Origin of the sequence: Pseudomonas chaetocerotis (genome assembly GCF_015712105.2) — a bacterium.
Lineage (GTDB): Bacteria > Pseudomonadota > Gammaproteobacteria > Pseudomonadales > Pseudomonadaceae > Aquipseudomonas > Aquipseudomonas chaetocerotis.
This window is the reverse complement of record NZ_JACFYX020000005.1, coordinates 176504-199324: the sequence shown is the minus strand read 5'-3', so window position 1 is coordinate 199324 and position 22821 is coordinate 176504. Positions and strand designations below refer to the sequence as shown.

Genomic DNA, 22821 nt, shown 5'->3' with positions numbered 1-22821 from the left:
CCCTTTATTTCACGACAGTTCGATGACGATTTGATGACGCTCGATGAGTCGTCTCAATGCAGCGCCAGTGACGGGTTCAGGCCCAGGTAGTCGAGCAGGATGCGTCCGCTCTCTGCCAGGTAGGCGTCATCTTCCGGCGTGCTCTTCTCATCGGCGACTGGCAGTGCGTCCTCGTCTTCTTTTTCCAGTTCCTTGAGCGGCTCTTCGCCCTTGGCCTGGCGGCGGTGATTTTCCAGTGCCAGCTGCTTGGCTTCGACCTCAGCCTGTCGCGTCCGGCGGGTTTGCTCGTTGAGGCTGACGGTGGTCTCCGCCATCAGCTTCTTGGCCAGAGTCAGGCGGTCACGAGTGAAGACGAAATCCGGGTCCTTCGCCGTGCGCAGATCGTGACGAGCTTTCAGCTCGGTCAGGAAGGGTTTGATCGGGTCCAGTTCGGGGGTGATCGCCGGGCGAATGCTGTCCCAGGGCAGAGCCGCAGGCAGCGCGCTTTCGCCGATGTCCTTGGTGTCCATCACGTCCGGGTAGGTGATATCGGGAATCACGCCCTGATGTTGAGTGCTCTGGCCGGAAACGCGATAGAACTTGGCCAGGGTCAGTTTCAGTTCGCCATGGTTGAGCGGCTGAATGGTTTGCACCGTGCCCTTGCCGAAGGTCTGGCCGCCGAGAATCAGCGCGCGGTGATAGTCCTGCATGGCGCCAGCGAAGATCTCCGAGGCCGAGGCGGACAGGCGGTTGACCAATACGGCCAGCGGGCCACTGTAGTAGACGCCCTTGTTCTCATCGGCGAGTACGTCGACACGACCATCGGCGTTGCGTACCAGTACGGTGGGGCCTTGTTCAATGAACAGGCTGGTCAGTTCGGTGGCTTCCTGTAGCGAGCCACCGCCGTTGTTGCGCAGGTCAATGACCACGCCATCGACCTTCTCGGCCTGCAGCTCGTCGAGCAGGCGTTTGACGTCACGGGTGGTGCTCTTGTAGTTCGGGTCGCCAGCACGGAAAGCCTTGAAATCGAGGTAGAAGGCCGGCAGCTCGATCACACCGAGCTTATAGTCACGGCCCTCGTGCTTGAGCTCCAGAACCTTCTTCTTGGCGGCTTGCTCTTCCAGCTTGACCGCTTCACGGGTGATGGTGACCACCTTGCTGGTCTGGTCGCTGGGCGGATTGCTGGCCGGGATCACTTCCAGACGGACGGTTGAGCCCTTCGGGCCGCGAATAAGCTTGACCACTTCGTCCAGGCGCCAACCGATGACGTCGACCATTTCGTCGTTGCCCTGGGCAACGCCGACGATCTTGTCTGCCGGAGCGATCTGCTTGCTCTTCTCGGCCGGACCGGCCGGTACCAGGCGTACTACCTTGACGTGCTCGTTGTCACTTTGCAGAACGGCGCCGATACCTTCGAGCGACAGACTCATGTTGATGTCGAAGTTTTCCGCGTTATCCGGCGACAGGTAGGTGGTATGCGGATCGTAGGTGGTGGCGAAGGCATTGATGTAGGCCTGGAACACGTCCTCGCCACGGGTCTGCTTGAGGCGCGCCAACTGGTTCTTGTAGCGCTTGCTCAGCAGTTCCTGGATGTCCTTGGTTTCCTTGCCGGCGATCTTCAGGCGCAGCACTTCATCTTTGACACGCTTGCGCCACAGTTCGTCGAGTTCAGCGCTGTCTTTGGCCCAGGGCGCTTTCTCGCGATCAACCTGCAATTGCTCGTCGGCAGTGAAGTCGATCTTGTCTACACCCTTGCCCAGCTCCGTCAGCGCATAGTTCAGGCGCTCTTCCATGCGGGTCAGGTTGCGGCGATAGATGGTGAAGCCCGGCTCGAGGTCGCCGCTTTTCAGCAGATCATCGAATTTGCTGCGCCACTGGTTGAACTCGGCGATGTCAGCCGCCGTGAAATAGCTGCGAGATGGATCGAGCAACTTCAGGTAGTTGTCATAGATCTGAATCGAGCGCTCGTCATTCAGCGGCGGCTTGTTGTAGTGGTGGCGGCGCAGCAGCTCCACTACGTTGAGGCTGGCGATCACCTGCTCGCGGTCCGGCTGCAGATAGTCCCAACTGGTCGCTGTGGTGGTCTTGGCCGCCAGCGGCAGGGCACTGAAGCCGATTACGAGGGCGAGGGCGGTGCTTGCAAGAGAGCGCTTCATGCTGATTCGACGTAGTGGCAGTTGATAACGCATATTAGGCCGTATTTGAGGGCGCCAGGTTCCGTTGGCGCTAGGCAAAAGCCCGGCGGTCTGCGCTGGGCTCGGTTCACTTGCACTATGGAGGCAGCATGAAGGCATTGCAAGGCGTCGAAGGGCGTGCAGAGTGGCTGGAACAACCGACGCAGGCCTGTGACGCGGGGCAGATTCGGGTCAAGGTGGCTGCAGCCGGGCTAAACCGTGCTGACCTGTTGCAGCGCGCCGGGCTTTATCCGCCACCGCCGGGTGCCAGCCAGGCGCTGGGCCTGGAGTGCGCCGGGGTGGTGGTCGAAGTGGGCGCCGGGAGTGCCTGGCAAGTGGGGGATCGCGTCTGCTGTCTACTCGCGGGCGGTGGCATGGCCGATGAGGTCGTACTCGATGCTCGCCACGCCATGCCGGTGCCAGAGGGTTTGAGCCTGGTAGAGGCGGCTGTGGTGCCCGAGGTATACGCCACCGCCTGGCTCAATCTGTTCCAGCTCGGGGCCCTGCGTCCCGGCGAGAAAGTCCTGCTACATGCCGGCGCCAGTGGTGTCGGCTCGGCCGCCATCCAGCTGTGCAAGGCATTCGGCAGCCCCTGCTGGGTCAGCGTTGGCTCACCAGAGCGGTTGGCTTACTGCGAAGCGCTCGGTGCCCAGGGCGGCGCCTTGCGCGGCGAAGATCTGCAAGCGCTGCGTGATTTCGGGCCGTTCGATGTGATCCTCGATCCGGTTGGCGGGCAGTACGCGGCACTCAATCTGGAATTGCTGGGCCGTGATGGTCGTTGGATCAATATCGGTTTGATGGGCGGACGCGAGGCCACCCTGGACCTGGCCCAGGTGCTGGGCAAGCGCATTCAACTTATCGGCTCGACACTGCGCAATCGTGACGATCAGTTCAAGGCCGATCTGTTGCGCGATCTGCAGCAGCAGGTCTGGCCGCTGTTCGCAGAAGGGCGCTTGAAGCCGCAACTCGAGCGCAGTTTTGCGCTCAAAGACAGCGAAGTGGCATTCGAGACACTCGCCGGTAATCAGGTTGCGGGTAAAATCGCGCTGCTTATCGATCCCGATCTTGTCTGAGCGAGAGCTCCAGCAGGCCGTTGAAAAACGTAGGCGAGGCAGCCAGTGCAATACCGATGGCGGCCCCACAAAAACAGGCGAAAAAGCGGAGTTTACGAGTTGTAAATGAGCATTTTGAGCTTGTTTTTAACGCAGCAATGGCAACGCAGGTAGTTTTCAACAGCCTGCTAGCCCGCGCCTGGCGCGGGCTCGGCCAACGATTGGCTCATTCAATCAATATCATGGCCGTAATCAATAAGCTTTTTTTCGTTAGGTCGCTAAGATACGTCCTGTAGATTTCAAACCCTCACAGAAACCTCAGAAGGAGTCAGAGATGTCCCTCATCAACACTCAGGTACAACCGTTCAAGGTCAACGCTTTCCACGCTGGCGAGTTCGTCGAGCTCACCGAGCAGAGCCTGAAGGGCAAGTGGTCGGTACTGATCTTCATGCCGGCTGCCTTCACCTTCAACTGCCCGACCGAAATCGAAGACGCTGCCAATAACTACGCCGAGTTCCAGAAGGCTGGTGCCGAGGTCTACATCGTGACCACCGACACCCACTTCTCGCACAAGGTATGGCACGAAACTTCGCCGGCCGTTGGCAAGGCACAGTTCCCGCTGATCGGCGACCCGACCCACCAGCTGACCAACGCTTTCGGCGTGCATATCGCTGAAGAAGGTCTGGCTCTGCGTGGCACCTTCGTGATCAACCCGGAAGGCGTGATCAAGACCGTTGAGATCCACTCCAACGAAATCGCTCGCGACGTTTCCGAGACTCTGCGCAAGCTGAAGGCCGCTCAGTACACCGCCGCTAACCCGGGTCAGGTTTGCCCGGCCAAGTGGAAAGAAGGCGAAGCCACTCTGGCTCCTTCGCTGGATCTGGTTGGCAAGATCTAAAAACGGCTTCAGAGCTGCTGCGCTCGGCTAGGCAGCGTTGTAATCAGACTCGGGCTTGTCATGTACTTCAGTACACTCCGCGCCCTCGCCAGATTACGCCTAGCCTAGCCGTCGTTCGCGACGCTCTGAAATCCGTTTTGCAATTGCTACCTGCGCTGTTTGGGCCATTAACCGGCCCTTGTGGTGCCCGATGCCCGGGCGCGATCCGCCCGGGCATTTTATTGCCCGAATTTTCGTATTTGAGGAATTTCCGCCATGTTGGACGCCAATCTTAAAGCCCAGTTGAAGGCCTACCTGGAAAAGGTCACCCTGCCGTTCGAGATCGTCGCGTCCCTCGATGACAGCGCGAAATCTCAGGAGCTGCTGGGCCTGCTTCAGGACATCGTCGGCCTGACCGACAAGATCATTCTCAAGACCGACGGCAGCGATGCCCGCCGTCCGTCCTTCGCCCTGAACCGTCCGGGTGAAGACACCGGCGTTGCCTTCGCCGGTATCCCCATGGGCCACGAGTTCACCTCGCTGGTGCTGGCGCTGCTGCAGGTGGGCGGTCATCCGTCGAAGCTGGACGCTGACACCATCGCGCAGATCAAGAGCATCGAAGGCACGTTCGCGTTCGAGACCTACTTCTCGCTGTCCTGCCAGAACTGCCCGGACGTGGTCCAGGCGCTGAACCTGATGGCCGTGCTCAACCCCAATATCCGCAATGTCTCCATCGACGGTGCGCTGTTCCAGGAAGAAGTCGAACGTCGCCAGATCATGGCTGTGCCGAGCATCTACCTGAACGGTGAGGTCTTCGCTTCCGGTCGCATGGAAGTGAAGGAAATCCTTGCCAAGATCGACACCGGCGCTGCCAACCGCGACGCCGAGAAGATGAGCGCCAAGGACGCCTTCGATGTACTGGTAGTCGGTGGTGGCCCGGCCGGTGCGGCGGCTGCCATCTACGCCGCGCGCAAAGGCATCCGTACCGCCATTGCCGCCGAGCGCTTCGGTGGTCAGGTGCTGGACACCATGGCCATCGAGAACTTCATCTCCGTCAAGGAAACCGAAGGCCCGAAACTGGTGCGCGCGCTGGAGGAGCACGTCAAGGAATACGAAGTCGACGTGATGAACCTGCAGCGCGCTTCGGCTCTGGTACCGGCCAGCAGCGAAGGCGGTCTGCATGAGGTTAAGTTCGAGAACGGCGCCTCGCTAAAGGCCAAGACCGTGATTCTCTCCACCGGCGCGCGCTGGCGCGAGATGGGAGTGCCCGGGGAGCAGGAATACAAGGCCAAGGGCGTGTGCTTCTGCCCGCACTGCGACGGCCCGTTGTTCAAGGGCAAGCGCGTGGCAGTGATCGGCGGCGGTAACTCCGGCGTTGAGGCGGCCATCGATCTGGCCGGTCTTGTTGCTCACGTGACCCTGCTGGAATTTGCCGACACCCTGCGTGCCGACGCGGTACTGCAGAAGAAGCTGGGCAGCCTGCCTAACGTGACCGTGATCAAGAGCGCGCAGACCACCGAGGTCAAGGGCGACGGTCAGAAAGTCACCGGTCTGGTGTACAAGGACCGCACCACCGAGGAGCTGCACACCGTCGAACTGGAAGGCATCTTCGTGCAGATCGGCCTGCTGCCTAACAGCGACTGGCTCAAGGGCAGCGTGGAGCTCAGCCGCTTTGGCGAGATCATCGTCGATGCCAAGGGCGCGACCAATATCCCTGGCGTGTTCGCGGCTGGTGACGTGACCACCGTGCCGTACAAGCAGATCGTCATCGCCATGGGCGAAGGCTCGAAGGCATCGCTGAGCGCCTTCGACCACCTGATCCGCCATAGCTGATCGGGCGTTGCAGAAATGAAAAGGCCACCCCATGGGGTGGCCTTTCTTTTTATGGCTACCCGAGGAGCCGCTTCGTAGGGTGCGCTGCGCGCACCGGTGCCTCGGGTCTGCTGGTGCGCATGGCGAACCCTACGAGTGGGGCATCCCTCAGCGCTTCAGGCCGCCCAGGGTCAGTGGCATCTGACGGTTCACATCCTTGTACAGCAGGTAGCGGAAGCGGCTCGGGCCGCCGGCGTAGCAGGCCTGCGGGCAGAAGGCGCGCAGCCACATGAAGTCGCCGGCTTCCACTTCGACCCAGTCCTGGTTCAGGCGATACACCGCCTTGCCTTCGAGCACGTACAGGCCGTGTTCCATGACGTGGGTTTCGGCGAAGGGGATCACGCCACCCGGCTCGAAGTTGACGATGTTGACGTGCATGTCATGGCGCATGTCGCTGATCTCGACGAAGCGCGTGGTGCTCCAGCGGCCTTCGGTGCCCGGCATGACGATCGGTTCGATGTCCTGCTCGTTGGTAACGAAGGCTTCCGGGTAAGGCACGCCCTCGACCGGTTGATAGGCCTTGCGCAGCCAGTGGAAGCGCACGGCTTCGTTGCTGTTGTTGCGCAGCGACCAATCGCTCTGCGGTGGGATGAAGGCGTAGCTGCCCGGACGCATGGCGTGCTGGGTGCCGTTGAGTGTCAGGCTGAATTCGCCTTCGACGACGAAGATCACGCCTTCGGCAGTGGCGTCCAGCTCTGGCTTGTTGCTGCCGCCGTTCGGGCCGACCTCGACGATGTACTGCGAAAAGGTTTCGGCGAAGCCGGTCAGCGGGCGGGCGATGACCCACATGCGCATGTTGTCCCAGAACGGCAGGTGGCTGGTGACGATGTCACGCATCACGCCTTTGGGGATCACGGCGTAGGCTTCGGTGAACATGGCGCGGTCGGTCAGCAGTTGATCCTGACCTGGGTGACCGCCATGCGGTGCGTAGTAGTAGGGCGATTTGCTCATCGAGAGATTGCCTCGGCGGGTGAATGGCGCGGGGTTCGATCCCCGAGCGGGAAATTGACTCCCAAGCACTATAGGAATTCACGGCTGGATTCTGAAATTAAATAGTAGAATGCCTGTCAGTGGCTTTCATGATGGGTGGCGATATGCTCGATCCGGTGCTGTTACGCAGTTTTCTCGCCGTGGTGCAGACCGGTGGTTTCACCCGTGCGGCTGCCAGTCTGCACCTGACGCAATCTACTGTCAGCCAGCAGGTGCGGCGTCTGGAGGAGCAGCTCGGTGCGGAGCTGCTCGACCGCAGTGGCCGCTACGTGGTGACCACCACCGAGGGTGAACGCCTGCTGGGTTACGCCAATCGCATCGTCGCACTGATGGACGAAGCGATGCTGGCATTGGGGCAAAGTGCGGTGGAAGGCGAAGTACGCCTCGGCGTGCCGGATGACTTCGCCGCCAACAGCCTGACGCCTTATCTGGCGGATTTCGCTGACGCGCACCCGGGCATTCGCCTGGAGATCACCAGCGGTCTCAGTCATGACGTGTGGCGCGCGTTCAATGCTGGCGAACTGGATCTGGCGTTGATCAAGCAGCGCGCTGGCAGCGCCAAGGGGCTGGCCAGTTGGGCGGAACCGCTGGCCTGGCTCGACAGCCGTGCGCGTCCGGTGCTGGCGCGTAATCCGGTGCCGTTGGCGGTGTTCCCGCCCAATGGCCTGTACCGTCTGGAGATGACTCACGCGCTGGACGCCATGGGCAAGCCCTGGCGCATCGCCTACGTCAGTAGCAGCCTGCCCGGCGTCAGCGCGGCCGCAGAAGGTGGGCTGGGTCTGACCCTGTTGCCGCGCCGGTTGATCACTGCCGCGCACCGTGAGCTGGGCGAGGCTGAAGGTTTCGCTCCGGCGGCGCCAGTGGAGGTGGCCCTGCACGCGCGCAACCAGTTGCCCGGTTACGCGCGGGAGTTGGCGGCGGCGTTGATCGAGGCCTGCGAAGGGATCATGGCCGGGTAGGGTGCGCCGTGCGCACCTTGAAACCAGTGTTTCGTCTCGTTGACCGTACACGTCGACGGTCGCGGGTGCGCACGGCCTGGGCGGCCCCGCGACACCCTACCGCCAACTGAGAATCGGCCAGCCGGCCTGTTCGGCGTGGGCGCGCAGAGTCGGATCGGGATTGACCGTGAAGGGCTTGTCCACTCGTTGCAGCAGCGGCAGGTCGTTGCGCGAGTCGGAATAGAAGCTGGCACCGGCCAGGCTTTCGTCCTGCTCGGTGAGCCAGGCGTTCAGTCGCGTGACCTTGCCCTCACGATAGGTCAGCACGCCCTGGGTGCGGCCAGTATAGAAACCGTGTTGCTGCTCCAGGTCGATGGCCAGCACCTCGTCGATGCCAAAGCGTTCGGCGATGGCGCTGACCAGGAAATGCGCCGAGGCCGAGATCACCAAGAGGCGATCGCCCGCAGCGCGGTGTGCCGCCAGCGTGCGACTGGCGTCGCTGTAGAAGATCGGCTCGATCACGTCCTCGACGAAGGGCTCGACCACATGGGCGACCTCCTCGGGCGTGCGACCGACCAGCGGTGACAGGGTGAAGGCCATGTAGTCTTCCATGGCCAGGGTTCCGGCGGCGTACTGGCGCATCAGCTCCTGTTCGTGGGCGAGGAAGGAGTCGCCATCGGCCCAGCCGATTTTCACCATTTCCTGGGTCCACAGGCTGGCGCAGTCACCGTTAATCAGGGTTTCGTCGAGGTCGAAAATCGCCAGGGCCATCACGCCACCTCCCGGATCGCATCGGCGCCAATCGCCAGGCTGACGTGCTGGCCGTCGTGGTGCAGGTCAGCGGCGGAGCGATTGAGTACGTCCACCAGCAGTTCCACGCCGCGCGCTTCGACGCGGTAACGGATGACGTTACCGAGCAAACTGTGGCTGCAGATCTGCGCCTCGATGCCACCGTCGGCGAAGTGGATGGCTTCCGGGCGAATCGCCACGCGGCTGCCGATCTGTTGGCCTAGCAGGCGGCTGGCGGCCTCGGCATCGAGCAGGTTGTAGTTGCCGATGAAACCAGCGGCAAAGGCGTCGGCCGGTGCGGTGTAGAGGGTCTCGGCGTCGCCGCTCTGGACGATCTGGCCACCATTCATCAGCACGATGCGGTCGGACAGGACCAATGCCTCTTCCTGATCGTGGGTGACGAAGATGGTGGTCAGGCCCAGTTCGCGCTGGATGGCGCGGATCTGTTCACGCAGGTGTTTGCGGATGCGCGCATCCAGGGCCGATAGCGGCTCATCGAGCAGCAGCAGGCGCGGGCGGGTGACCAGCGAACGGGCCAGGGCCACGCGCTGGCACTGGCCGCCGGAGAGCTGTTGCGGGTAACGATTGGCGTAGTCGCTGAGCTCCACCAGTTCCAGCACCTCGGCGACGCGCTTGCTGGCCTCGGCGGCTGGGACTTTCTGCATGCGCAGGCCGAAGGCGACGTTCTGTTGCACGGTCATATTGGGGAACAACGCATAGCTCTGGAACACCATGCCGATGCCGCGTTTTTGCGGCGGCATCGGCACCAGGTCCTGGCCATCGAGCAGGATCTGCCCGCCGTCGACTGCAGTGAGGCCAGCGATGCAGCGCAGCAGGGTGGACTTGCCGCAGCCGGACGGCCCGAGCAGGGTGATGAATTGGCCCTGGCCAATCTCGATATTGATGTCGGTGAAGATGCGGGTCGGGCCGTAGCTTTTGTGCAGGTTCTGGATATGCAGAAAACTCATGACTTGTCCTTGTTCAGACGGTTGGCTGCCCAGGTCATCAGCAGCACGAACATGAAATAGGAAATCACCAGGGCACTGGTGAAGTGGCCGCTGTCGTTACGCATGTTGTACAGGTACACCTGCAGCGTCTCGTAGCGGCTGCCCACCAGCAGGTTGGCGAAAACGAATTCGCCGAACAGGAAGCTGAAGGACAGGAACACCGACACCATCAAGCCCTTGCGCAGATTCGGTAGCACCACCATGAAGGCAGCGCGCCAGGTGCTGGCGCCGAGCAGGTGGGCGGCGTCCATCAGGTCGCGCAGGTTGATCGCCTGCAGGTTATTGGTGATGGCCCGGTACATGAAGGGCAGGGCGATGGTGAAGTAGCAGCCGATCAGGATCCATGGCGTACCGAGGATCGGCAGTGGGCCGGACGCGAACAGCTGCATCAGGCCCACCGAGGACACCACCGGCGGAATGGCGAACGGCAGCAGGATCAACACGTTCATCACGCCGTCGAGCTTGGGGAAGTGGTAGTTGACCACGAACAGCAGCGGCAGGATCAGCAGCAGCGCCAGTGCCAGGGCAGCGATGCACACCAGCAGTGAGCGGCCAAAGGCGGCGAGAAAGCGCGTGTCGCTCCACAGTGCCACGTACCACTTGAAGGTGAAACCGCTGGGCAGGATGGTCGCCGACCAACTGGTGGACAGCGAGTACACCAGAGTGCCGAGCAGCGGTAGCAGCAGGATCAGAAACAGCAGGTAGACCACCAGTTGGTGGAACAGCGGCGAGCGTTTTTCAGCGGGTGACATGGTAGCTCCGGCGCAGCAGCCATTGGTGGACGAGGGTGATCAGGGTCATCAGACCGACCAGTACCATGGCCAGGGCGCTGGCCATGTTCGGGTCGAGGAAGATGTCGCCGGAGACCATCGCCGCGATACGGATCGGCAGGATGTTGAAGTTGCCGGTGGTCAGCGCGTACACCGTGGCATAGGCGCCCAGGGCGTTGGCCAGGAGGATGACGAAGGTGCCGAGCAGCGCCGGTGTGAGCACCGGCAGGCCGATGTGGCGCCAGAACTGCCAGGTGCTGGCGCCGAGCAGTTCGGCCGACTCGCGCCAGTCTTCGCGCAGGGCGTCAAAGGCCGGATAGAGCAGCAATACGCCAAGGGGAATCTGGAAGTAGGTGTAGAGGACGATCAGGCCGGTCTTGGAATAGAGGTTGAAGTCCTCGATCACGCCCATCTGCTTGAGCAGGATGGTCAGCGCGCCGTTGAAGCCGAGCAGGATGATGAAGGCGAAGGCCAGTGGCACGCCGGAGAAGTTGCTGGTCATGTTGGAAAACGCCATGACGAAATCGCGCAGGCGGCTGCTGACCTGGCGCAGCGAGTAGCTGCCGATGATGGCGATGACGATGCCGAACAGGCTCGACCAGAAGGCGACCTCCAGGCTGTGGCGCATGGCCTGGCGGTAGAAGGCCGAGGAGAAGGCCTGCTGGAAATTGCCCAGTCCCCAGCCCTCTGCGGTATTCAGGCTGTTACTTGCCACCCAGACCAGCGGTGCGATCTGGAAGGCGAAGAAGAACAGGGCGAAGGGTACCAGGCACAGCAGTGCCCAGCCCTTGCTGGAAATGGTCGACTTCATGCAAGCAGCTCCCTGCACCAGGGTTTGTCGTGGGCCGCGCCGAGTAGCTGGCAGATGGTGCCGCATAACTCGGTCTGTTGAGGGCGGGCTGCAGGATCGAGACTGAATGCGCTGCCGAGGACGATCAGCGGTACTTCGCGCTCTTCCGGTAGCACGCCGTTGTGGCTGCGGTCGTTGTTCATGCCGTGGTCGGCAGTCACCAGGATCTGGTAACCGGCGTCGAGCCAGGTCTGGATGTATTCGGCCAGCAGCACGTCGGCCATGCGCGCGGCGTTGCGGTACTGCGAGCTGTCGAGGCCGTGCTTGTGGCCGGCATCGTCGATGTTCATCGGGTGCACCAGCAGCAGGTTCGGCGCATGAAGCTGGCGCAGGCTGTCGGCGTCGGCGAACAGGTGCGAATCCGGGTAATGGTCGGCGTAATAGAAGTGGCCGTGCTGGATCGGCAGCGACTCATCGCAGGTATGGCGGTCACGAGCGGCCTGGAAGGGCGCGCGGTTGTACAGCTCGCTGACCCAGTGATAGGCGGCAGCGGCAGTGCTCAGGCCGGCGTCACGGGCGTAGTGGAAAACGCTGCGCTGATTCGACAGACGCACCACATCGTTATTGACGATGCCGCTGTCGATGGGCGCGACGCCGGTGAGGATGCATTCGTAGAGCGGACGGGACAGTGCCGGCAGCGCGCAGTCCAGCTTGTACAGCGCGGCGCGCCCGGCCTGGCAGTAAGCCAACAGGTGGCCCAGCGCATGCTGGGCCACCTGATAGCTCAGGCCATCCAGTACCACCAGGATGACGTTGTGCTTCATGGGGTTCTCTCTTTCGCTCGTAGCCCGGATGCAATCCGGGGGCGTACTTGACGATTGCCCCGGATTTCATCCGGGCTACGGATCAATGGTGTCGCGGCCGCGTCAATTCATATTGATGATCACGTGTTCCTGCCACAGGCGCGGCAGGGCCTTGGAAGTGGCTTCCCAGGCAGCGGCATCCTTGATCGGCTGGACCTTGGCGTACTGCTCTTGCGGCAGCAGCTTGGCCTGCACCTCGGCCGGCAGATCGATGTGCTCGGCTCGGATCGGGCGGGCGTTGCCCTTGGCCAGGTTGATCTGCCCGGCATCGCTCAAGATGTACTCGCGGGTCAGCTTGGCGGCGTTGGGGTTCTTCGCCCACTTGTTGATGATGGTGCTGTAGCCGGAGATCACCGAACCGTCGGACGGGATCAGTACCTCGAAGCGCTCGGGGTCGATCTGGTCACGGTAGGACAGGCCGTTGAAATCCCAGACGATGCCGACTTCCACTTCGCCCTTTTCCAGGGTCTGGATGGTCGGGTTGGCCAACGACAGGCGACGCTGTTTGGCCAGTTCGCCGTAGAAATCCAGGGCCGGCTGCACGTTGCTCTCGTTGCCGCCCATGGCGATGGCGGCGGCCAGAACACCGTTCACGGCTTGCGCGGCAGTGCTCACGTCACCGGCGGACACCTTGTAGGTGCCGGTCTTGAGATCGGCCCAGGAGCGCGGGATGTCCTTGACCAGTTGCTTGTTGACGATGAAGGCGATGGAGCCGGTGTAGGCCAGCATCCAGTGACCGTCCTGGTCCTTGGCCCAGTCGGGAATCTGCGCCCAGGTGCTCGGCTTGTACGGCTGGGTCACGCCCTGCTGTACGGCGATGGGACCGAAGGCTGCGCCGACGTCGCCGATGTCGGCGGTGGCGTTTTCCTTCTCGGCGGCGAACTTGGCGATTTCCTGCGCCGAGCTCATGTCGGTGTCCTGGTGCTTGAGGCCGTAGAGCTTGGCCAGGTCCGCCCAGGTGTCTTTCCAGTTGGCCCAGCTGTCGGGCATACCCACGCTATTCACCGCGCCTTCGGCGCGTGCGGCCTTTTCCAGTGCCTGCAAGTCGGTGCCTTCGGCCATGGCGGAAGTTGCCAGAGCGATGGCCGAGCCCATCAGTGAAGCCAGCAGCAGTTGTTTCATTGGAAACTCCTTTGCAGTGAGAGTGTTGGTCTAGATCAGCAATACCCGAGCCAATCTAAGCGCCTTCGATGACAGTTTTATGTCCAGCCACGGCGGGCAGATGTCTAGCTGCAGTCAGCTGGCGCGCTCATCAAGCGTAGACCATGGATAAGTCGCTGATTTATTGGGCTGTGAGTGGATGTGGCGGTGGCATGCAGCGTGCTTGCAGCAAGGCTGTCATCTATCGGTCATCTAGACTGCCTAGTCTTGTAACCCGTTTGAGTGAGTGACTTTTGCCCTGTAATGGGGCTGGACTAGTCCAAAAGGGGAAATGTTGATGCGCGAAGAAGCGCCACGGGCCGTAACCCTCATCTGCCGCGCGTTGCAGGAGCAGATCGACCGGGGCCTGTTGCCCTCCGGCAGCAAGTTGCCGGCCGAGCGCAAGCTCAGTGAGTTGTTCGACACCACGCGTATCACCCTGCGCGAGGCGCTCGGCCAGTTGGAGGCGCAGGGGCTGGTCTATCGCGAGGAGCGACGTGGCTGGTTCGTTTCGCCGCAACGGGTGGCCTACAACCCTCTGGTACGTACCCACTTCCACGCCATGGTGGCCGAGCAGGGGCGGGTGCCGGCGACCGAGGTCCTGAGTGCGCGCCTGATGCCGGCTAGCGCGCAGATCTGCCAGGTTCTGGAGTTGCCGGCGCTGTCGAGCGTCTATCAGGTGTGCCGCGCACGGCGCATCGACGGGCGCCTGGTGCTGTATGTCGAGCACTACCTGAATCCGGCCTACTTCCCAGGCATTCTCGAGTTCGACCTGACTCGCTCGCTGACCGACCTCTATGCCAGCGAATACGGTATCCACTACGGCCGTGTGCGCTTCGACATGGTGCCCACGGCCCTGCATGCCGAGGCGGCGACCAGCCTGAAAGTTTCACCCGGCAGCCCGGCGCTGCGCATCACCCGCGTCAACCGTGACCAGCACGGACGCATCATCGACTGCGATCTGGAGTTCTGGCGCCACGACGCTATTCACGTCAGCGTCGAAGTCCCGGAGTAGGGTGCGCCGCGCGCACCGGGGTGGCCGGCAGATTTCGAATCGCCAGTGCGCAAGAAGGGGCGGGTTCTATCCGGGGAGGCTGGTGCGCACGGCGCACCCTACCGTTCGTCGGCTGCGAAGATGTTTTTTCGGCCAATGTCGAAATGAGCGCGCCGCGTTCGACTATCCAGTATCCACCGCCAAGGAACTGGAGTGCGTCATGAAATACCTCTGTCTCGTCTACGCCAACGAACAGGCGCTGCACAGCTCTCCCGACAGCCCGCATGACAGCGAGTGTCACGCCTATGCCCAGCGTGTGCAGGAGAGCGGGCGGATGCTCGCCGCCGAGGCGCTGCAGTCGGTACAGACCGCCACTACCGTGCGCATGCGTGGCGGCAAGCTGGACATCACCGATGGCCCCTTCGCCGAAACCAAGGAGCAGCTCGCCGGCTTCTACTTGATTGAGGCGCGCGACCTCAACGAGGCCATCCAAATCGCCGGTCACATTCCCGCCGCCCGTGTCGGCTGTGTGGAAGTGAGGCCGGTTCGCCAACTGGATGTCGACCCGGCCGCTCAACACTGAGCTGCCCTCGTTCAGCAGGAGAACCTTCATGGACCGTCGTTATATCCCCGAGGTCGCCACGCGTGAGCAGTGGCTGGCCGCTCGCAAGGCGCTGCTCGAACATGAAAAGGCGCTGACCCGCCAGCGTGACGCGCTCAATCGCGCCCGCCGTGCCCTGCCAATGGTGCTGGTGGAAGAGGACTACCGCTTCCAGGGCCCACAAGGTGAAGTCGGCCTGGAGGCGTTGTTCGACGGGCGCAGCCAGTTGATCGTCTACCACTTCATGTATCACATGGACCGTGGCGAAGGCTGCGACGGCTGCTCCTGTCTGGTGGATAACATCGGCCACCAGTCCCACCTGCATGCCCGTGACACCAATCTGGTGCTGGTTTCGCGGGCGCCGCTGGCTGATCTCGAAGCCTTCAAGCGGCGCATGGGCTGGACGCTGCCCTGGTACAGCGCCTACGGCAGTCGCTTCAACTACGACTACCACGCCACCACCGATGAGCAGGTCGCGCCGGTCGAATACAACTACCGCGACAAAGACGAGCTCAAGCGCCTGGGCCTGACCTATCACATTCAGGGCGAGCAGCCCGGTGTCAGCGTGTTCCTACGCGACGGTGGGCGCATCTATCACACCTATTCCACCTATGGCCGAGGCGTGGAGATGCTGATGAGCAGTTTCCACTTCCTCGACTTCACGCCTTTTGGCCGCGGCGAGGGTTGGGATGGCATGCCCGATCTGGACGGCAAGGGGCTCAACTGGACGCGCCTGCACGACGAGTACGAACAGAGCGCGCCCACCCACGACTGCTGCGGCCACAAGGCCTGAACCTCAGCGAAGGAGAACGACATGAGTCAGCACGAACTGCAAGATGCCCTGAACAGCTGGACCGAAGCCTGCCGCAGCAAGGACGTGGCACGCATCATGAGTCATTACGTGGAGGATCTGGTCGCCTACGATGCCGTCGGGCCGTTACGTTTCCTGGGGCGCCCGGCGTACCAGGCGCATTGGCAGGCCTGCATGGAAATGTGCAGTGGTGAGGGCCGCTTCGAACCGCACGAGCCGACCTTCACCGCCAGTGGCGACCTGGGCGTGACCCACTACCTGCTGCACTGCGGCGGTACCAATGACAAGGGCGAACTGGAAACCTGCTGGATGCGCGTGACCCAGTGCCTGCGTCGCGAGGGTGGTCGCTGGCTGATTTTCCACGAGCACTTCTCGGCGCCTTGCGATATGGAAAGCGGCAAGGCCCTCTTCGACCTGCAGCCCTGAGCGCCCGTTCAAAGCCTGCTGGGCGTCGGCCAGGCTGCGTTGAAGCAAGGCTCGTGCACGAGTCCGAGCCAGCCGCCCCATCAAAGTGCTCATGTACAGCCAGTAAGCTGCGCTTTTTCGCCCCCGCCTGACGCTCGCTCGTGAGGCGCTGAGCGGATTCCAGTTGGCTTTGCGGCAACGAGCTACTGACGACCCAGCGCCATGCAGGACGGCTCGTAGTTCTGCTGGCAGGCACTTTGGTACAGGCGCTGGGCCTGGTCTGGGTCACGCGATACGCCACCTTCGCCGCGACGGTAGAGGTTGCCCAGCACATGCTGCGCCATCGGGTTACCTGCGGCGGCTGACTGGTTGAGGTACTTGAGCATGTCACGCTGGTTGGCGAACTCTGGGGCGTCACGGCCGGTATAGAGGTACGCCAGGCTGACCGCAGCCATGGCGTGGCCCTTGTCTGCAGCCTGCTTCCACCAGTATTCGGCCTGCTTGAGGTTCTTCTCCGGCTGACCGACGAAGTAGCTGCTGCCGAGTTGGAACTGGCTTTCCAGATCGCCGCGTTGGGCTTTTTGGCGCAGCTGATCCTGCTCGGTCTGGGTGACGGGCTGTTCGACCTGCGGCTGTTTTTCCGGTGCGGTGGAGTCGGCTTCCCGCCCGGCGCAGCCCGCCAGCAGCGCGAGGGCGAGCAGGGCGGTGATAGCGTGACGCGGGCTGATCGGGCTGGGCATGGCAGTGACTCCGTAGGCAAGAAACAGGGCAAGTCGCTATTAGGCCTGCCTTGCTCACCATAGTTCGCTCCGATCCGTCTGTGCAGTGTCGACTTCACACTCGCGTCCTGAACTGCAATCCTGAGCGCTGATTTCGCTTACGAGGTAGTCATGAAGATCAGCGCGGATTTCGACAGTGGCAACATTCAGGTCATCGATGCCAGTGACCCGCAGCGCGTACTGCTGGCCATGAGGCCGGACCTCAACAGCCATCATTTCCAGTGGTTTCACTTTCAGGTCGATGGCCTCCAGCCTGGTCAGGGTTATGGATTTTGTCTGACCAACGCCGGGCAATCGGCCTACAACCGCGCCTGGGACGGTTACCAGGCCGTGGCCAGTTACGATCAGCAGGATTGGTTTCGCGTACCGACCCGTTATCAGGATGGTCAGCTGGACTTCGAATTGCAGGCCGAGCACGAGCGCATCTGGTTCGCCTATTTCGAGCCTTACCCGCGAGCACGGCATGAACGCCTGATTGCCAACGCACTGGAGCGCGGCGCCGAACTGGTGGCCAGCGGCAGAAGCCTGGAAGGCCGTGATATCCAGTTGCTGCGCATCGGTGGCCAGGCGGGCGCTGCGCGCAAACTGTGGATCATCGCCCAGCAGCACCCGGGTGAGCATATGGCCGAGTGGTTCATGGAGGGGCTGATCGAGCGTTTACAGGACCCACAGGATGCCGAGATCGCCGCGCTATTGGCCGAGGCCGAGTTCTATCTGGTACCGAACATGAACCCTGACGGCGCCTATCGCGGTCATCTGCGCACCAACCATGCCGGGCAGGACCTCAATCGCGCCTGGCAGTCGGCCAGCTCCGAGCGTAGCCCTGAGGTGTTGTTCGTGCAGCAGCACATGCAGCGCATCGGCGTCGATCTGTTCCTCGATATTCATGGTGACGAAGAGATCCCTCACGTGTTCACCGCCGGTTGCGAGGGTAATCCGGGCTATACCCCACGGCTGGCTGCTCTGGAAGAAGAGTTCCGTAGCCGCCTGATTGGTATCGGTGCCGAGTTCCAGACCCGTTTCGGTTATCCGCGTGACGAGCCAGGCAAGGCCAACCTGACCCTGGCTTGCAATGCCGTGGGCCAGGCCTTCGATTGCCTGTCGTTCACCATCGAGATGCCGTTCAAGGACCACGACGACAGTCCACAGCCGCGCACCGCCTGGAATGGCGCACGCTCGCAGAAGTTGGGACAGGACGTGTTGACCGTGCTGGCGCAGATGGTCGCGACCTTGAGGTAGGGTGCCATGTGTTCCGCATCATCGATGCGCATGACAGGTAGGGTGGACCACGCTTCACCGGTCCACCGCTCTGGTGGATGTAAAGAGCGACATCCACCCTACGTTTTCCCAAGGCAAGCTGCCTGTGCGGTTGGGGAGAGGCAGCCATTTTCCAGGCAAAAAAAGCCCGTCACGAGGACGGGCGTAAAGTGCCGTTAACACACAGGAGTCAATAGGACGCAGTGAGGCGTCCGGTATTACAGAATCGACAGCGGATAGTTGAAGATCAGGCGGTTCTCGTGCAAATCCTGGCCAACGTCGCGGCGGACGTTGGAGTTACGCCAGCGAACGTTGAGGTTCTTCAGAGTGCCTTCCTGAATGGTGTAGGCCAGTTCGGTCTCTCGGCTCCACTCTTCGGCATCGGTACGGCCGCCGGCATGGATGTTGGAGCCGCTGGTGTAGCGGTTCATCAGGGTCAGGCCCGGGATGCCGAGACCGGCGAAGTTGTAGTCATGACGCAACTGCCAGGAACGCTCCTCGGGGCTGTCGAACGCCGACAGGAAACCGTCGTTGACCAGGGTGCCGCCACTGGCGCCGTCGATACGCAGGAACTTGGTGTCACCGCTCAGTCGCTGGTAGGTGACCTGGAAGGTGTTGTTGCCTCTCTTGGCCGACAGCGCACCTTGATACACCTTGTTGTCCAGGTCGCCGGCCTTGGCCGCGCCTTCGTCCTTGCCGTTGAAGTAGCCGAGATTGGCGCCCAGTACCCAGTCACCGACAGGCTGGCTGTGGGTCAACTGCAGGAAGCTCTGTTGATAAACATCTTCCAGGCGAGCGTGCCAGGCGCCGACCATGGTGTTGTTGCCGTTGAAACGGAACTCACCACCACCGAAGTTGAAATCATCGCCCTCCACGCCACCGAACGACATGTCTTCACGGCTGGCATCGTTGCGCTGGCTGTTCTTCCAGAACTGGCCGCCGTACAGGGTCAGGCCGTCGATCTCGTTGGAAGTCAGCTGGGCACCCTGGAAGGTTTGCGGCAGCGAACGACCGTCGTCGGCGCGCAGGATCGGCAGCACGGCGAACCATTCGCCGACCTTCAGCTCGGTCTTGGAAATCTTGGCCTTGGCGGCCACGGCGGTGCGGCCGAACTGGTCGGCGGCCTGGCCATCATCGTGGATCGGCATCAGTTGGGTGTTGGCGGCGCCACGGTTGCCATCCAGCTTGATGCTGTACAGACCGAGCACATCGAGGCCAAAGCCGACGGTGCCCTGAGTGAAACCGGAGCGGGCATCGAGGATGAAGTTCTGCGTCCAGCCTTCGGCCTGGCCCTGGCGCTCACCGCGGATCACGGGGTCGGTGCCGTTCAGGTAGTTGCGGTTGAAGTAGTAGTTGCGCAGGCCGAGGGTGACCTTGGCGTCTTCGACGAAGCCGGCAGCGTGCGTGGTGGTCGGCATAACCAGGGCCAGAGCCGTGCTACCAAGCAGGGCCAATGGAATGATGTTGCGTGCGGTCATTGTTGTTGTGCTCCCAGTTTTTGAACGAACCATCCCCTGCCGGTCTGCATCAGGACCTGCATGATGGGAATGTTGTGTTTGCCCCGTAGAGGGCGATAGCCCGGCCGAACGCGGCCGGTCATTGCTGGTGGCTGACGTCAGCCTCCGGCGAATCCGGTTCTATGGCGTGTGGCGGCGATGGGTGCCGAGCAGGCGAGGGGCTGCTGCGCTGAGGGAGAGGCAAGGATAGTCATGTCATGGCCCTGATTCTTGTTGTTATCGTTGTTATATGTCGTCATACAACTTGCTGGATTATCGACAGCCTTTTTATTGCTTGTCAACGTATGGCTAGACGAAAGTCTGAGGAGGTTATCCCCGTATAGCGGTGCTATTGGCGATGTCATGGGCTTTCAGCGCGGTTCCGTGCAGAACCGGTAAGCCATCTGGTATCGAATTTGTTGTGTGATAACGTATGACAAATTCACTTACGTCCAGGGTTTATCCATGCCGCATTGCCTGATCGAAGCCGCCCGCGAGGTGAGTGAGCTGATTGCACCGCAGGAGCTGGTGCAACTGGTGCATGACCAGGCAGCTGAGGCGGGGCTGTTCCAGCCCGGCGAGGTCAAGGTGCGCCTGAGCCTGTACGAGCACCACTGCGTGGGTGGCGAGCCGGGGTTGTTCGTGCACCTGATCTTCTACGTGCTGGCCGGGCGCAGCGATGACGACAAGCGGGCGCTGTCGCGGCGTATCGTGCGCGCACTGGTCGAGCGCCTGCCGCAGGTGCCGGCGATCTCCCTGGACGTGCGCGACATTTGCCGCGAGGTGTTCAGCAACAGGCGCAACTGCCTGGACGATTAATCCGTCTCCAGCAGACGTGCCCCCGCACCCTGTTCACCGAGTTCGTCGCTGGGGTTGCGCAGTGGGCAGTCCTGCATCGACAGGCAACCGCAACCGATACAGCCGGTGAGCTGGTCGCGTAGCCGCGTCATTTGCTCGATGCGCGCGTCCAGGTCGTGCTGCCACTGCGCTGACAGTCGCTGCCAGTCCGCAGCCGTGGGGATGTGGTTGCAAGGCAGCGTGCTCAGCGCCAAACCGATATCGGCCAGGGGAATACCCAGGCGCTGCGCCACCTTGATGAGCGCTACGCGGCGCAGCACATCGCGTCGATAACGCCGCTGATTACCGGCATTGCGTTGGCTGTGGATCAAGCCCTTGGCTTCGTAGAAATGCAGTGTGGAAACCGCCACGCCACTGCGCTCGGCGACCTGGCCGACGCTCAGCGGACGTTCGTGAAAGGCGCGGTGCATGTCCATGATAAATTCCTGTTGACCTCAAGTTAAGTTGAGGTTTTACCCTCGCTGGCCTTGATAGACAACACCGAGGGCAATTCCATGCAGGACCGCATCCGACTGGTACTGATTTACGGCAGCGTGCGTGAAGAGCGCTTTTGCGACCAGGTGGTGGCGTGGGCGCGCGAACAGATCGAGCAGCGCAGCGAATTCGAGCTGAGCCTGGTCGATCCGGCCGTGATGTTTCGCCAGCCTGGCGAGTCGCAGGCGCTTGCTGAACGCCGGCATCAATCGCTGCAGCAGTTGCTGCGCGCCGACGCCTTTCTGATCGTCACCCCGGAGTACAACCACGGCTATCCGGCCGCGCTCAAGCAGTTCATCGACGAGGTGCCGGCATCCTGGGAGGCGCGGCCGGTGGGGTTCGTCAGCTATGGCGGAGTATCCGGCGGATTGCGCGCGGTGGAGCAACTGCGCCAGGTGCTGGCCGAGTTGCATGCGATGACGGTGCGCGGCTCGGTGAGTTTCACCAATGCCTGGGAACAGTTCGATGACCAGGGACGATTGAGTGAGCCGCGGCGTGCCAACTCGGCGTTGGCCCACACGCTGGTGCAGTTGAACTGGTGGGCACAGACACTACGCGCCGGACGCGAGCGTGTGCCCTATGAGCGGATCAGAGGGTAGAAACGCCGTAGCCCGGATACAAGCCGGGAGCTCTTGAGGGCATCCCCAGGTTGCATTTGGGCTACGAGAGTGGCGATGCGCAGGGCGGGTGCAACCCGCCAGATCCATGCGGCGGGTTTCACCCGCCCTACGCCATTGCCCTTCCCCATGAGCGGGAAAGTGAGCGAATCAGCCGCGGTAGTAGCGCTGCGGCACGAACGGGGTCTTGGCCACTTTCATCGCCACGCGCTTGCCGCGCACCACGGCCCAGACATCGCTGTCGATGGCGGTGTGGCTGGCGTTGACGTAACCCATGGCCACCGGCGCGCCGAGGGTCGGGCCGAAGCCGCCGCTGCACACCTGGCCGATCACCTGGCCGTCTGCATCGACGATTTCCGCGCCTTCACGCACCGGTACACGCTCTTGCGGCAGCAGGCCGACGCGCTTGCGCGCCACGCCTTTTTGCTGCTGCTCGAACACGCGCTCGGCGCCCGGGAAGTTGCCGGCGCGCTCGCCATCGGCACGACGCACCTTGGAGATGGCCCACAGCAGGCTGGCTTCGATCGGCGTGGTGGCGCTGCTCATGTCGTGGCCGTACAGGCACAGACCGGCTTCCAGGCGCAGCGAGTCGCGCGCACCCAGGCCGATGGCCTCGACTTCCACTTCGGCCAGCAGGCTTCGGGCCAGGGCTTCGGCCTGGTCGACGGCGACGGAAATCTCGAAACCGTCTTCGCCGGTGTAACCGCTGCGGCTGACGATGCACTCGCTGCCCAGCAGGCGCACGCGGGCAACCTGCATGAAGGTCATCTTGCTAACCTCCGGTGCCAGGCGCGCCAGTACCTCGACCGCTTTCGGGCCTTGCAGGGCAAGCAGGGCGCGCTCCTCGAACAGGCACTCGATCTGGCACTGCTCGCCGATGTGCTTCGTGAGGTGTGCCAGGTCCTGATCCTTGCAGGCGGCGTTGACCACCAGGTACAGGGTGTCGTCACCCAGGTTGGCGACCATCAGGTCGTCGAGGATGCCGCCCTGGGCATCGGTGAACATGGCGTAGCGCTGCATGCCCACCGGCAGGTCGATGATGTCCACCGGCACCAGGGTTTCCAGGGCGCGCGCGGCGTGCTCGCCACGCAGCAGGATCTGGCCCATGTGCGAAACGTCGAACAGGCCGGCGGCCTCGCGGGTGTGCAGGTGTTCCTTCATCACGCCCAGCGGGTACTGCACGGGCATGTCGTAGCCGGCGAAGGGCACCATGCGCGCGCCGAGTTCGAGGTGCAGAGCGTGCAGCGGAGTCTTGGCGAGAGTTTCAGTGGTCATGTCGATTTCCTGT

Annotated in this window: 23 protein-coding genes; 11 read left to right on the top strand and 12 right to left on the bottom strand. The window is 62.3% G+C overall.

Annotated elements, in window-relative coordinates; translation table 11 throughout:
- Nucleotides 1–53: 53 nt before the first annotated feature.
- Nucleotides 54–2135 carry a carboxy terminal-processing peptidase gene (locus H3221_RS10950; protein ID WP_196475381.1) on the bottom strand — a complete coding sequence of 694 codons (2082 nt, stop codon included), beginning with the start codon at nucleotides 2133–2135 and terminating at the stop codon, nucleotides 54–56.
- 128 nt (nucleotides 2136–2263) lie between these two features.
- Between H3221_RS10950 and H3221_RS10945 the strand changes: the two genes are divergently transcribed.
- From H3221_RS10945 to ahpF, 3 genes are all read left to right on the top strand, one after another.
- Complete coding sequence (locus tag H3221_RS10945; protein WP_196475382.1) at nucleotides 2264–3226, top strand: NAD(P)H-quinone oxidoreductase; 963 nt, start codon at nucleotides 2264–2266, stop codon at nucleotides 3224–3226.
- Between the two features lie 313 nt (nucleotides 3227–3539).
- On the top strand, nucleotides 3540–4103 hold the full coding sequence (gene ahpC, locus H3221_RS10940; protein ID WP_160020638.1) for an alkyl hydroperoxide reductase subunit C: 564 nt from the start codon (nucleotides 3540–3542) through the stop codon (nucleotides 4101–4103).
- A 255-nt stretch (nucleotides 4104–4358) separates the two neighbouring features.
- On the top strand, nucleotides 4359–5915 hold the full coding sequence (gene ahpF / locus H3221_RS10935; RefSeq protein ID WP_196475383.1) for an alkyl hydroperoxide reductase subunit F: 1557 nt from the start codon (nucleotides 4359–4361) through the stop codon (nucleotides 5913–5915).
- Nucleotides 5916–6062: 147 nt separating this feature from the next.
- Here the strand turns inward: ahpF and H3221_RS10930 are convergent, their stop codons facing one another.
- Nucleotides 6063–6905 carry a bifunctional allantoicase/(S)-ureidoglycine aminohydrolase gene (locus H3221_RS10930; protein ID WP_196475384.1) on the bottom strand — a complete coding sequence of 281 codons (843 nt, stop codon included), beginning with the start codon at nucleotides 6903–6905 and terminating at the stop codon, nucleotides 6063–6065.
- A gap of 143 nt (nucleotides 6906–7048) precedes the next feature.
- Between H3221_RS10930 and H3221_RS10925 the strand changes: the two genes are divergently transcribed.
- A complete protein-coding gene (locus tag H3221_RS10925; RefSeq protein ID WP_196475436.1) occupies nucleotides 7049–7903 on the top strand; it encodes a LysR substrate-binding domain-containing protein in 855 nt (284 codons plus the stop codon).
- A 96-nt stretch (nucleotides 7904–7999) separates the two neighbouring features.
- Here the strand turns inward: H3221_RS10925 and H3221_RS10920 are convergent, their stop codons facing one another.
- The 6 genes from H3221_RS10920 to H3221_RS10895 all read right to left on the bottom strand — a co-directional run bounded on the left by H3221_RS10920 (nucleotide 8000) and on the right by H3221_RS10895 (nucleotide 13223).
- Nucleotides 8000–8653: an HAD family hydrolase gene (locus H3221_RS10920; RefSeq protein ID WP_196475385.1), complete on the bottom strand. Its 654-nt coding sequence runs from the start codon at nucleotides 8651–8653 to the stop codon at nucleotides 8000–8002.
- Complete coding sequence (locus tag H3221_RS10915; protein ID WP_196475386.1) at nucleotides 8653–9639, bottom strand: ABC transporter ATP-binding protein; 987 nt, start codon at nucleotides 9637–9639, stop codon at nucleotides 8653–8655. The genes H3221_RS10920 and H3221_RS10915 overlap by 1 nt, the downstream gene beginning before the upstream one ends.
- Nucleotides 9636–10430, bottom strand: coding sequence for an ABC transporter permease (locus tag H3221_RS10910; protein ID WP_196475387.1), 795 nt, complete (start codon nucleotides 10428–10430; stop codon nucleotides 9636–9638). The genes H3221_RS10915 and H3221_RS10910 overlap by 4 nt, the downstream gene beginning before the upstream one ends.
- On the bottom strand, nucleotides 10417–11259 hold the full coding sequence (locus H3221_RS10905) for an ABC transporter permease (RefSeq protein ID WP_196475388.1): 843 nt from the start codon (nucleotides 11257–11259) through the stop codon (nucleotides 10417–10419). The genes H3221_RS10910 and H3221_RS10905 overlap by 14 nt, the downstream gene beginning before the upstream one ends.
- Nucleotides 11256–12062 carry an alkaline phosphatase family protein gene (locus H3221_RS10900; protein ID WP_196475389.1) on the bottom strand — a complete coding sequence of 269 codons (807 nt, stop codon included), beginning with the start codon at nucleotides 12060–12062 and terminating at the stop codon, nucleotides 11256–11258. The genes H3221_RS10905 and H3221_RS10900 overlap by 4 nt, the downstream gene beginning before the upstream one ends.
- A gap of 102 nt (nucleotides 12063–12164) precedes the next feature.
- On the bottom strand, nucleotides 12165–13223 hold the full coding sequence (locus H3221_RS10895; protein WP_196475390.1) for an ABC transporter substrate-binding protein: 1059 nt from the start codon (nucleotides 13221–13223) through the stop codon (nucleotides 12165–12167).
- A 316-nt stretch (nucleotides 13224–13539) separates the two neighbouring features.
- Between H3221_RS10895 and H3221_RS10890 the strand changes: the two genes are divergently transcribed.
- The 4 genes from H3221_RS10890 (at nucleotide 13540) to H3221_RS10875 (ending at nucleotide 16073) form a co-directional block, all read left to right on the top strand.
- Complete coding sequence (locus tag H3221_RS10890; RefSeq protein ID WP_196475391.1) at nucleotides 13540–14256, top strand: UTRA domain-containing protein; 717 nt, start codon at nucleotides 13540–13542, stop codon at nucleotides 14254–14256.
- Nucleotides 14257–14455: 199 nt separating this feature from the next.
- Nucleotides 14456–14818, top strand: coding sequence for a YciI family protein (locus tag H3221_RS10885; RefSeq protein ID WP_196475392.1), 363 nt, complete (start codon nucleotides 14456–14458; stop codon nucleotides 14816–14818).
- A gap of 28 nt (nucleotides 14819–14846) precedes the next feature.
- On the top strand, nucleotides 14847–15629 hold the full coding sequence (locus H3221_RS10880; protein WP_196475393.1) for a DUF899 domain-containing protein: 783 nt from the start codon (nucleotides 14847–14849) through the stop codon (nucleotides 15627–15629).
- A gap of 21 nt (nucleotides 15630–15650) precedes the next feature.
- Nucleotides 15651–16073, top strand: coding sequence for a YybH family protein (locus H3221_RS10875; RefSeq protein ID WP_196475394.1), 423 nt, complete (start codon nucleotides 15651–15653; stop codon nucleotides 16071–16073).
- 182 nt (nucleotides 16074–16255) lie between these two features.
- Here the strand turns inward: H3221_RS10875 and H3221_RS10870 are convergent, their stop codons facing one another.
- A complete protein-coding gene (locus tag H3221_RS10870) occupies nucleotides 16256–16792 on the bottom strand; it encodes a tetratricopeptide repeat protein (RefSeq protein ID WP_196475395.1) in 537 nt (178 codons plus the stop codon).
- Between the two features lie 150 nt (nucleotides 16793–16942).
- Here H3221_RS10870 and H3221_RS10865 point away from each other — a divergent pair, with 150 nt between their 5' ends.
- Nucleotides 16943–18070, top strand: a complete 1128-nt coding sequence (locus H3221_RS10865; protein ID WP_196475396.1) for a M14 family metallopeptidase — start codon at nucleotides 16943–16945, stop codon at nucleotides 18068–18070.
- 236 nt (nucleotides 18071–18306) lie between these two features.
- Here H3221_RS10865 and H3221_RS10860 read toward each other — a convergent pair whose 3' ends face one another.
- Nucleotides 18307–19566: an OprD family porin gene (locus H3221_RS10860; protein WP_196475397.1), complete on the bottom strand. Its 1260-nt coding sequence runs from the start codon at nucleotides 19564–19566 to the stop codon at nucleotides 18307–18309.
- A gap of 483 nt (nucleotides 19567–20049) precedes the next feature.
- On the opposite strand from H3221_RS10860, the gene H3221_RS10855 reads away from it, so the two are divergent.
- Nucleotides 20050–20403, top strand: a complete 354-nt coding sequence (locus H3221_RS10855) for a 5-carboxymethyl-2-hydroxymuconate Delta-isomerase (protein ID WP_192983554.1) — start codon at nucleotides 20050–20052, stop codon at nucleotides 20401–20403.
- On the opposite strand, the gene soxR is transcribed toward H3221_RS10855, so the two are convergent.
- Nucleotides 20400–20852 (bottom strand): redox-sensitive transcriptional activator SoxR, encoded by a 453-nt coding sequence (gene soxR, locus H3221_RS10850; protein ID WP_397428024.1) that lies wholly within the window; start codon nucleotides 20850–20852, stop codon nucleotides 20400–20402. The two genes, H3221_RS10855 and soxR, sit on opposite strands and share 4 nt — an antisense overlap.
- Before the next feature lie 84 nt (nucleotides 20853–20936).
- Between soxR and H3221_RS10845 the strand changes: the two genes are divergently transcribed.
- On the top strand, nucleotides 20937–21515 hold the full coding sequence (locus H3221_RS10845) for an NADPH-dependent FMN reductase (RefSeq protein ID WP_196475399.1): 579 nt from the start codon (nucleotides 20937–20939) through the stop codon (nucleotides 21513–21515).
- Nucleotides 21516–21683: 168 nt separating this feature from the next.
- Here the strand turns inward: H3221_RS10845 and gcvT are convergent, their stop codons facing one another.
- The gene (gcvT, locus tag H3221_RS10840; RefSeq protein ID WP_196475400.1) at nucleotides 21684–22808 is read right to left on the bottom strand and encodes a glycine cleavage system aminomethyltransferase GcvT; all 1125 of its coding nucleotides are present in this window, start codon (nucleotides 22806–22808) and stop codon (nucleotides 21684–21686) included.
- Between the last annotated feature and the right edge of the window lie 13 nt (nucleotides 22809–22821).

What these genes read in the sequence shown, in the direction of transcription:
- H3221_RS10950 (WP_196475381.1), bottom strand. Translation starts at nt 2,135, where the DNA reads ATGAAGCGCTCTCTTGCAAGCACCGCCCTCGCCCTCGTAATCGGCTTC.
- H3221_RS10945 (WP_196475382.1), top strand. Translation starts at nt 2,264, where the DNA reads ATGAAGGCATTGCAAGGCGTCGAAGGGCGTGCAGAGTGGCTGGAACAA.
- ahpC (WP_160020638.1), top strand. Translation starts at nt 3,540, where the DNA reads ATGTCCCTCATCAACACTCAGGTACAACCGTTCAAGGTCAACGCTTTC.
- ahpF (WP_196475383.1), top strand. Translation starts at nt 4,359, where the DNA reads ATGTTGGACGCCAATCTTAAAGCCCAGTTGAAGGCCTACCTGGAAAAG.
- H3221_RS10930 (WP_196475384.1), bottom strand. Translation starts at nt 6,905, where the DNA reads ATGAGCAAATCGCCCTACTACTACGCACCGCATGGCGGTCACCCAGGT.
- H3221_RS10925 (WP_196475436.1), top strand. Translation starts at nt 7,049, where the DNA reads ATGCTCGATCCGGTGCTGTTACGCAGTTTTCTCGCCGTGGTGCAGACC.
- H3221_RS10920 (WP_196475385.1), bottom strand. Translation starts at nt 8,653, where the DNA reads ATGGCCCTGGCGATTTTCGACCTCGACGAAACCCTGATTAACGGTGAC.
- H3221_RS10915 (WP_196475386.1), bottom strand. Translation starts at nt 9,639, where the DNA reads ATGAGTTTTCTGCATATCCAGAACCTGCACAAAAGCTACGGCCCGACC.
- H3221_RS10910 (WP_196475387.1), bottom strand. Translation starts at nt 10,430, where the DNA reads ATGTCACCCGCTGAAAAACGCTCGCCGCTGTTCCACCAACTGGTGGTC.
- H3221_RS10905 (WP_196475388.1), bottom strand. Translation starts at nt 11,259, where the DNA reads ATGAAGTCGACCATTTCCAGCAAGGGCTGGGCACTGCTGTGCCTGGTA.
- H3221_RS10900 (WP_196475389.1), bottom strand. Translation starts at nt 12,062, where the DNA reads ATGAAGCACAACGTCATCCTGGTGGTACTGGATGGCCTGAGCTATCAG.
- H3221_RS10895 (WP_196475390.1), bottom strand. Translation starts at nt 13,223, where the DNA reads ATGAAACAACTGCTGCTGGCTTCACTGATGGGCTCGGCCATCGCTCTG.
- H3221_RS10890 (WP_196475391.1), top strand. Translation starts at nt 13,540, where the DNA reads ATGCGCGAAGAAGCGCCACGGGCCGTAACCCTCATCTGCCGCGCGTTG.
- H3221_RS10885 (WP_196475392.1), top strand. Translation starts at nt 14,456, where the DNA reads ATGAAATACCTCTGTCTCGTCTACGCCAACGAACAGGCGCTGCACAGC.
- H3221_RS10880 (WP_196475393.1), top strand. Translation starts at nt 14,847, where the DNA reads ATGGACCGTCGTTATATCCCCGAGGTCGCCACGCGTGAGCAGTGGCTG.
- H3221_RS10875 (WP_196475394.1), top strand. Translation starts at nt 15,651, where the DNA reads ATGAGTCAGCACGAACTGCAAGATGCCCTGAACAGCTGGACCGAAGCC.
- H3221_RS10870 (WP_196475395.1), bottom strand. Translation starts at nt 16,792, where the DNA reads ATGCCCAGCCCGATCAGCCCGCGTCACGCTATCACCGCCCTGCTCGCC.
- H3221_RS10865 (WP_196475396.1), top strand. Translation starts at nt 16,943, where the DNA reads ATGAAGATCAGCGCGGATTTCGACAGTGGCAACATTCAGGTCATCGAT.
- H3221_RS10860 (WP_196475397.1), bottom strand. Translation starts at nt 19,566, where the DNA reads ATGACCGCACGCAACATCATTCCATTGGCCCTGCTTGGTAGCACGGCT.
- H3221_RS10855 (WP_192983554.1), top strand. Translation starts at nt 20,050, where the DNA reads ATGCCGCATTGCCTGATCGAAGCCGCCCGCGAGGTGAGTGAGCTGATT.
- soxR (WP_397428024.1), bottom strand. Translation starts at nt 20,852, where the DNA reads ATGCACCGCGCCTTTCACGAACGTCCGCTGAGCGTCGGCCAGGTCGCC.
- H3221_RS10845 (WP_196475399.1), top strand. Translation starts at nt 20,937, where the DNA reads ATGCAGGACCGCATCCGACTGGTACTGATTTACGGCAGCGTGCGTGAA.
- gcvT (WP_196475400.1), bottom strand. Translation starts at nt 22,808, where the DNA reads ATGACCACTGAAACTCTCGCCAAGACTCCGCTGCACGCTCTGCACCTC.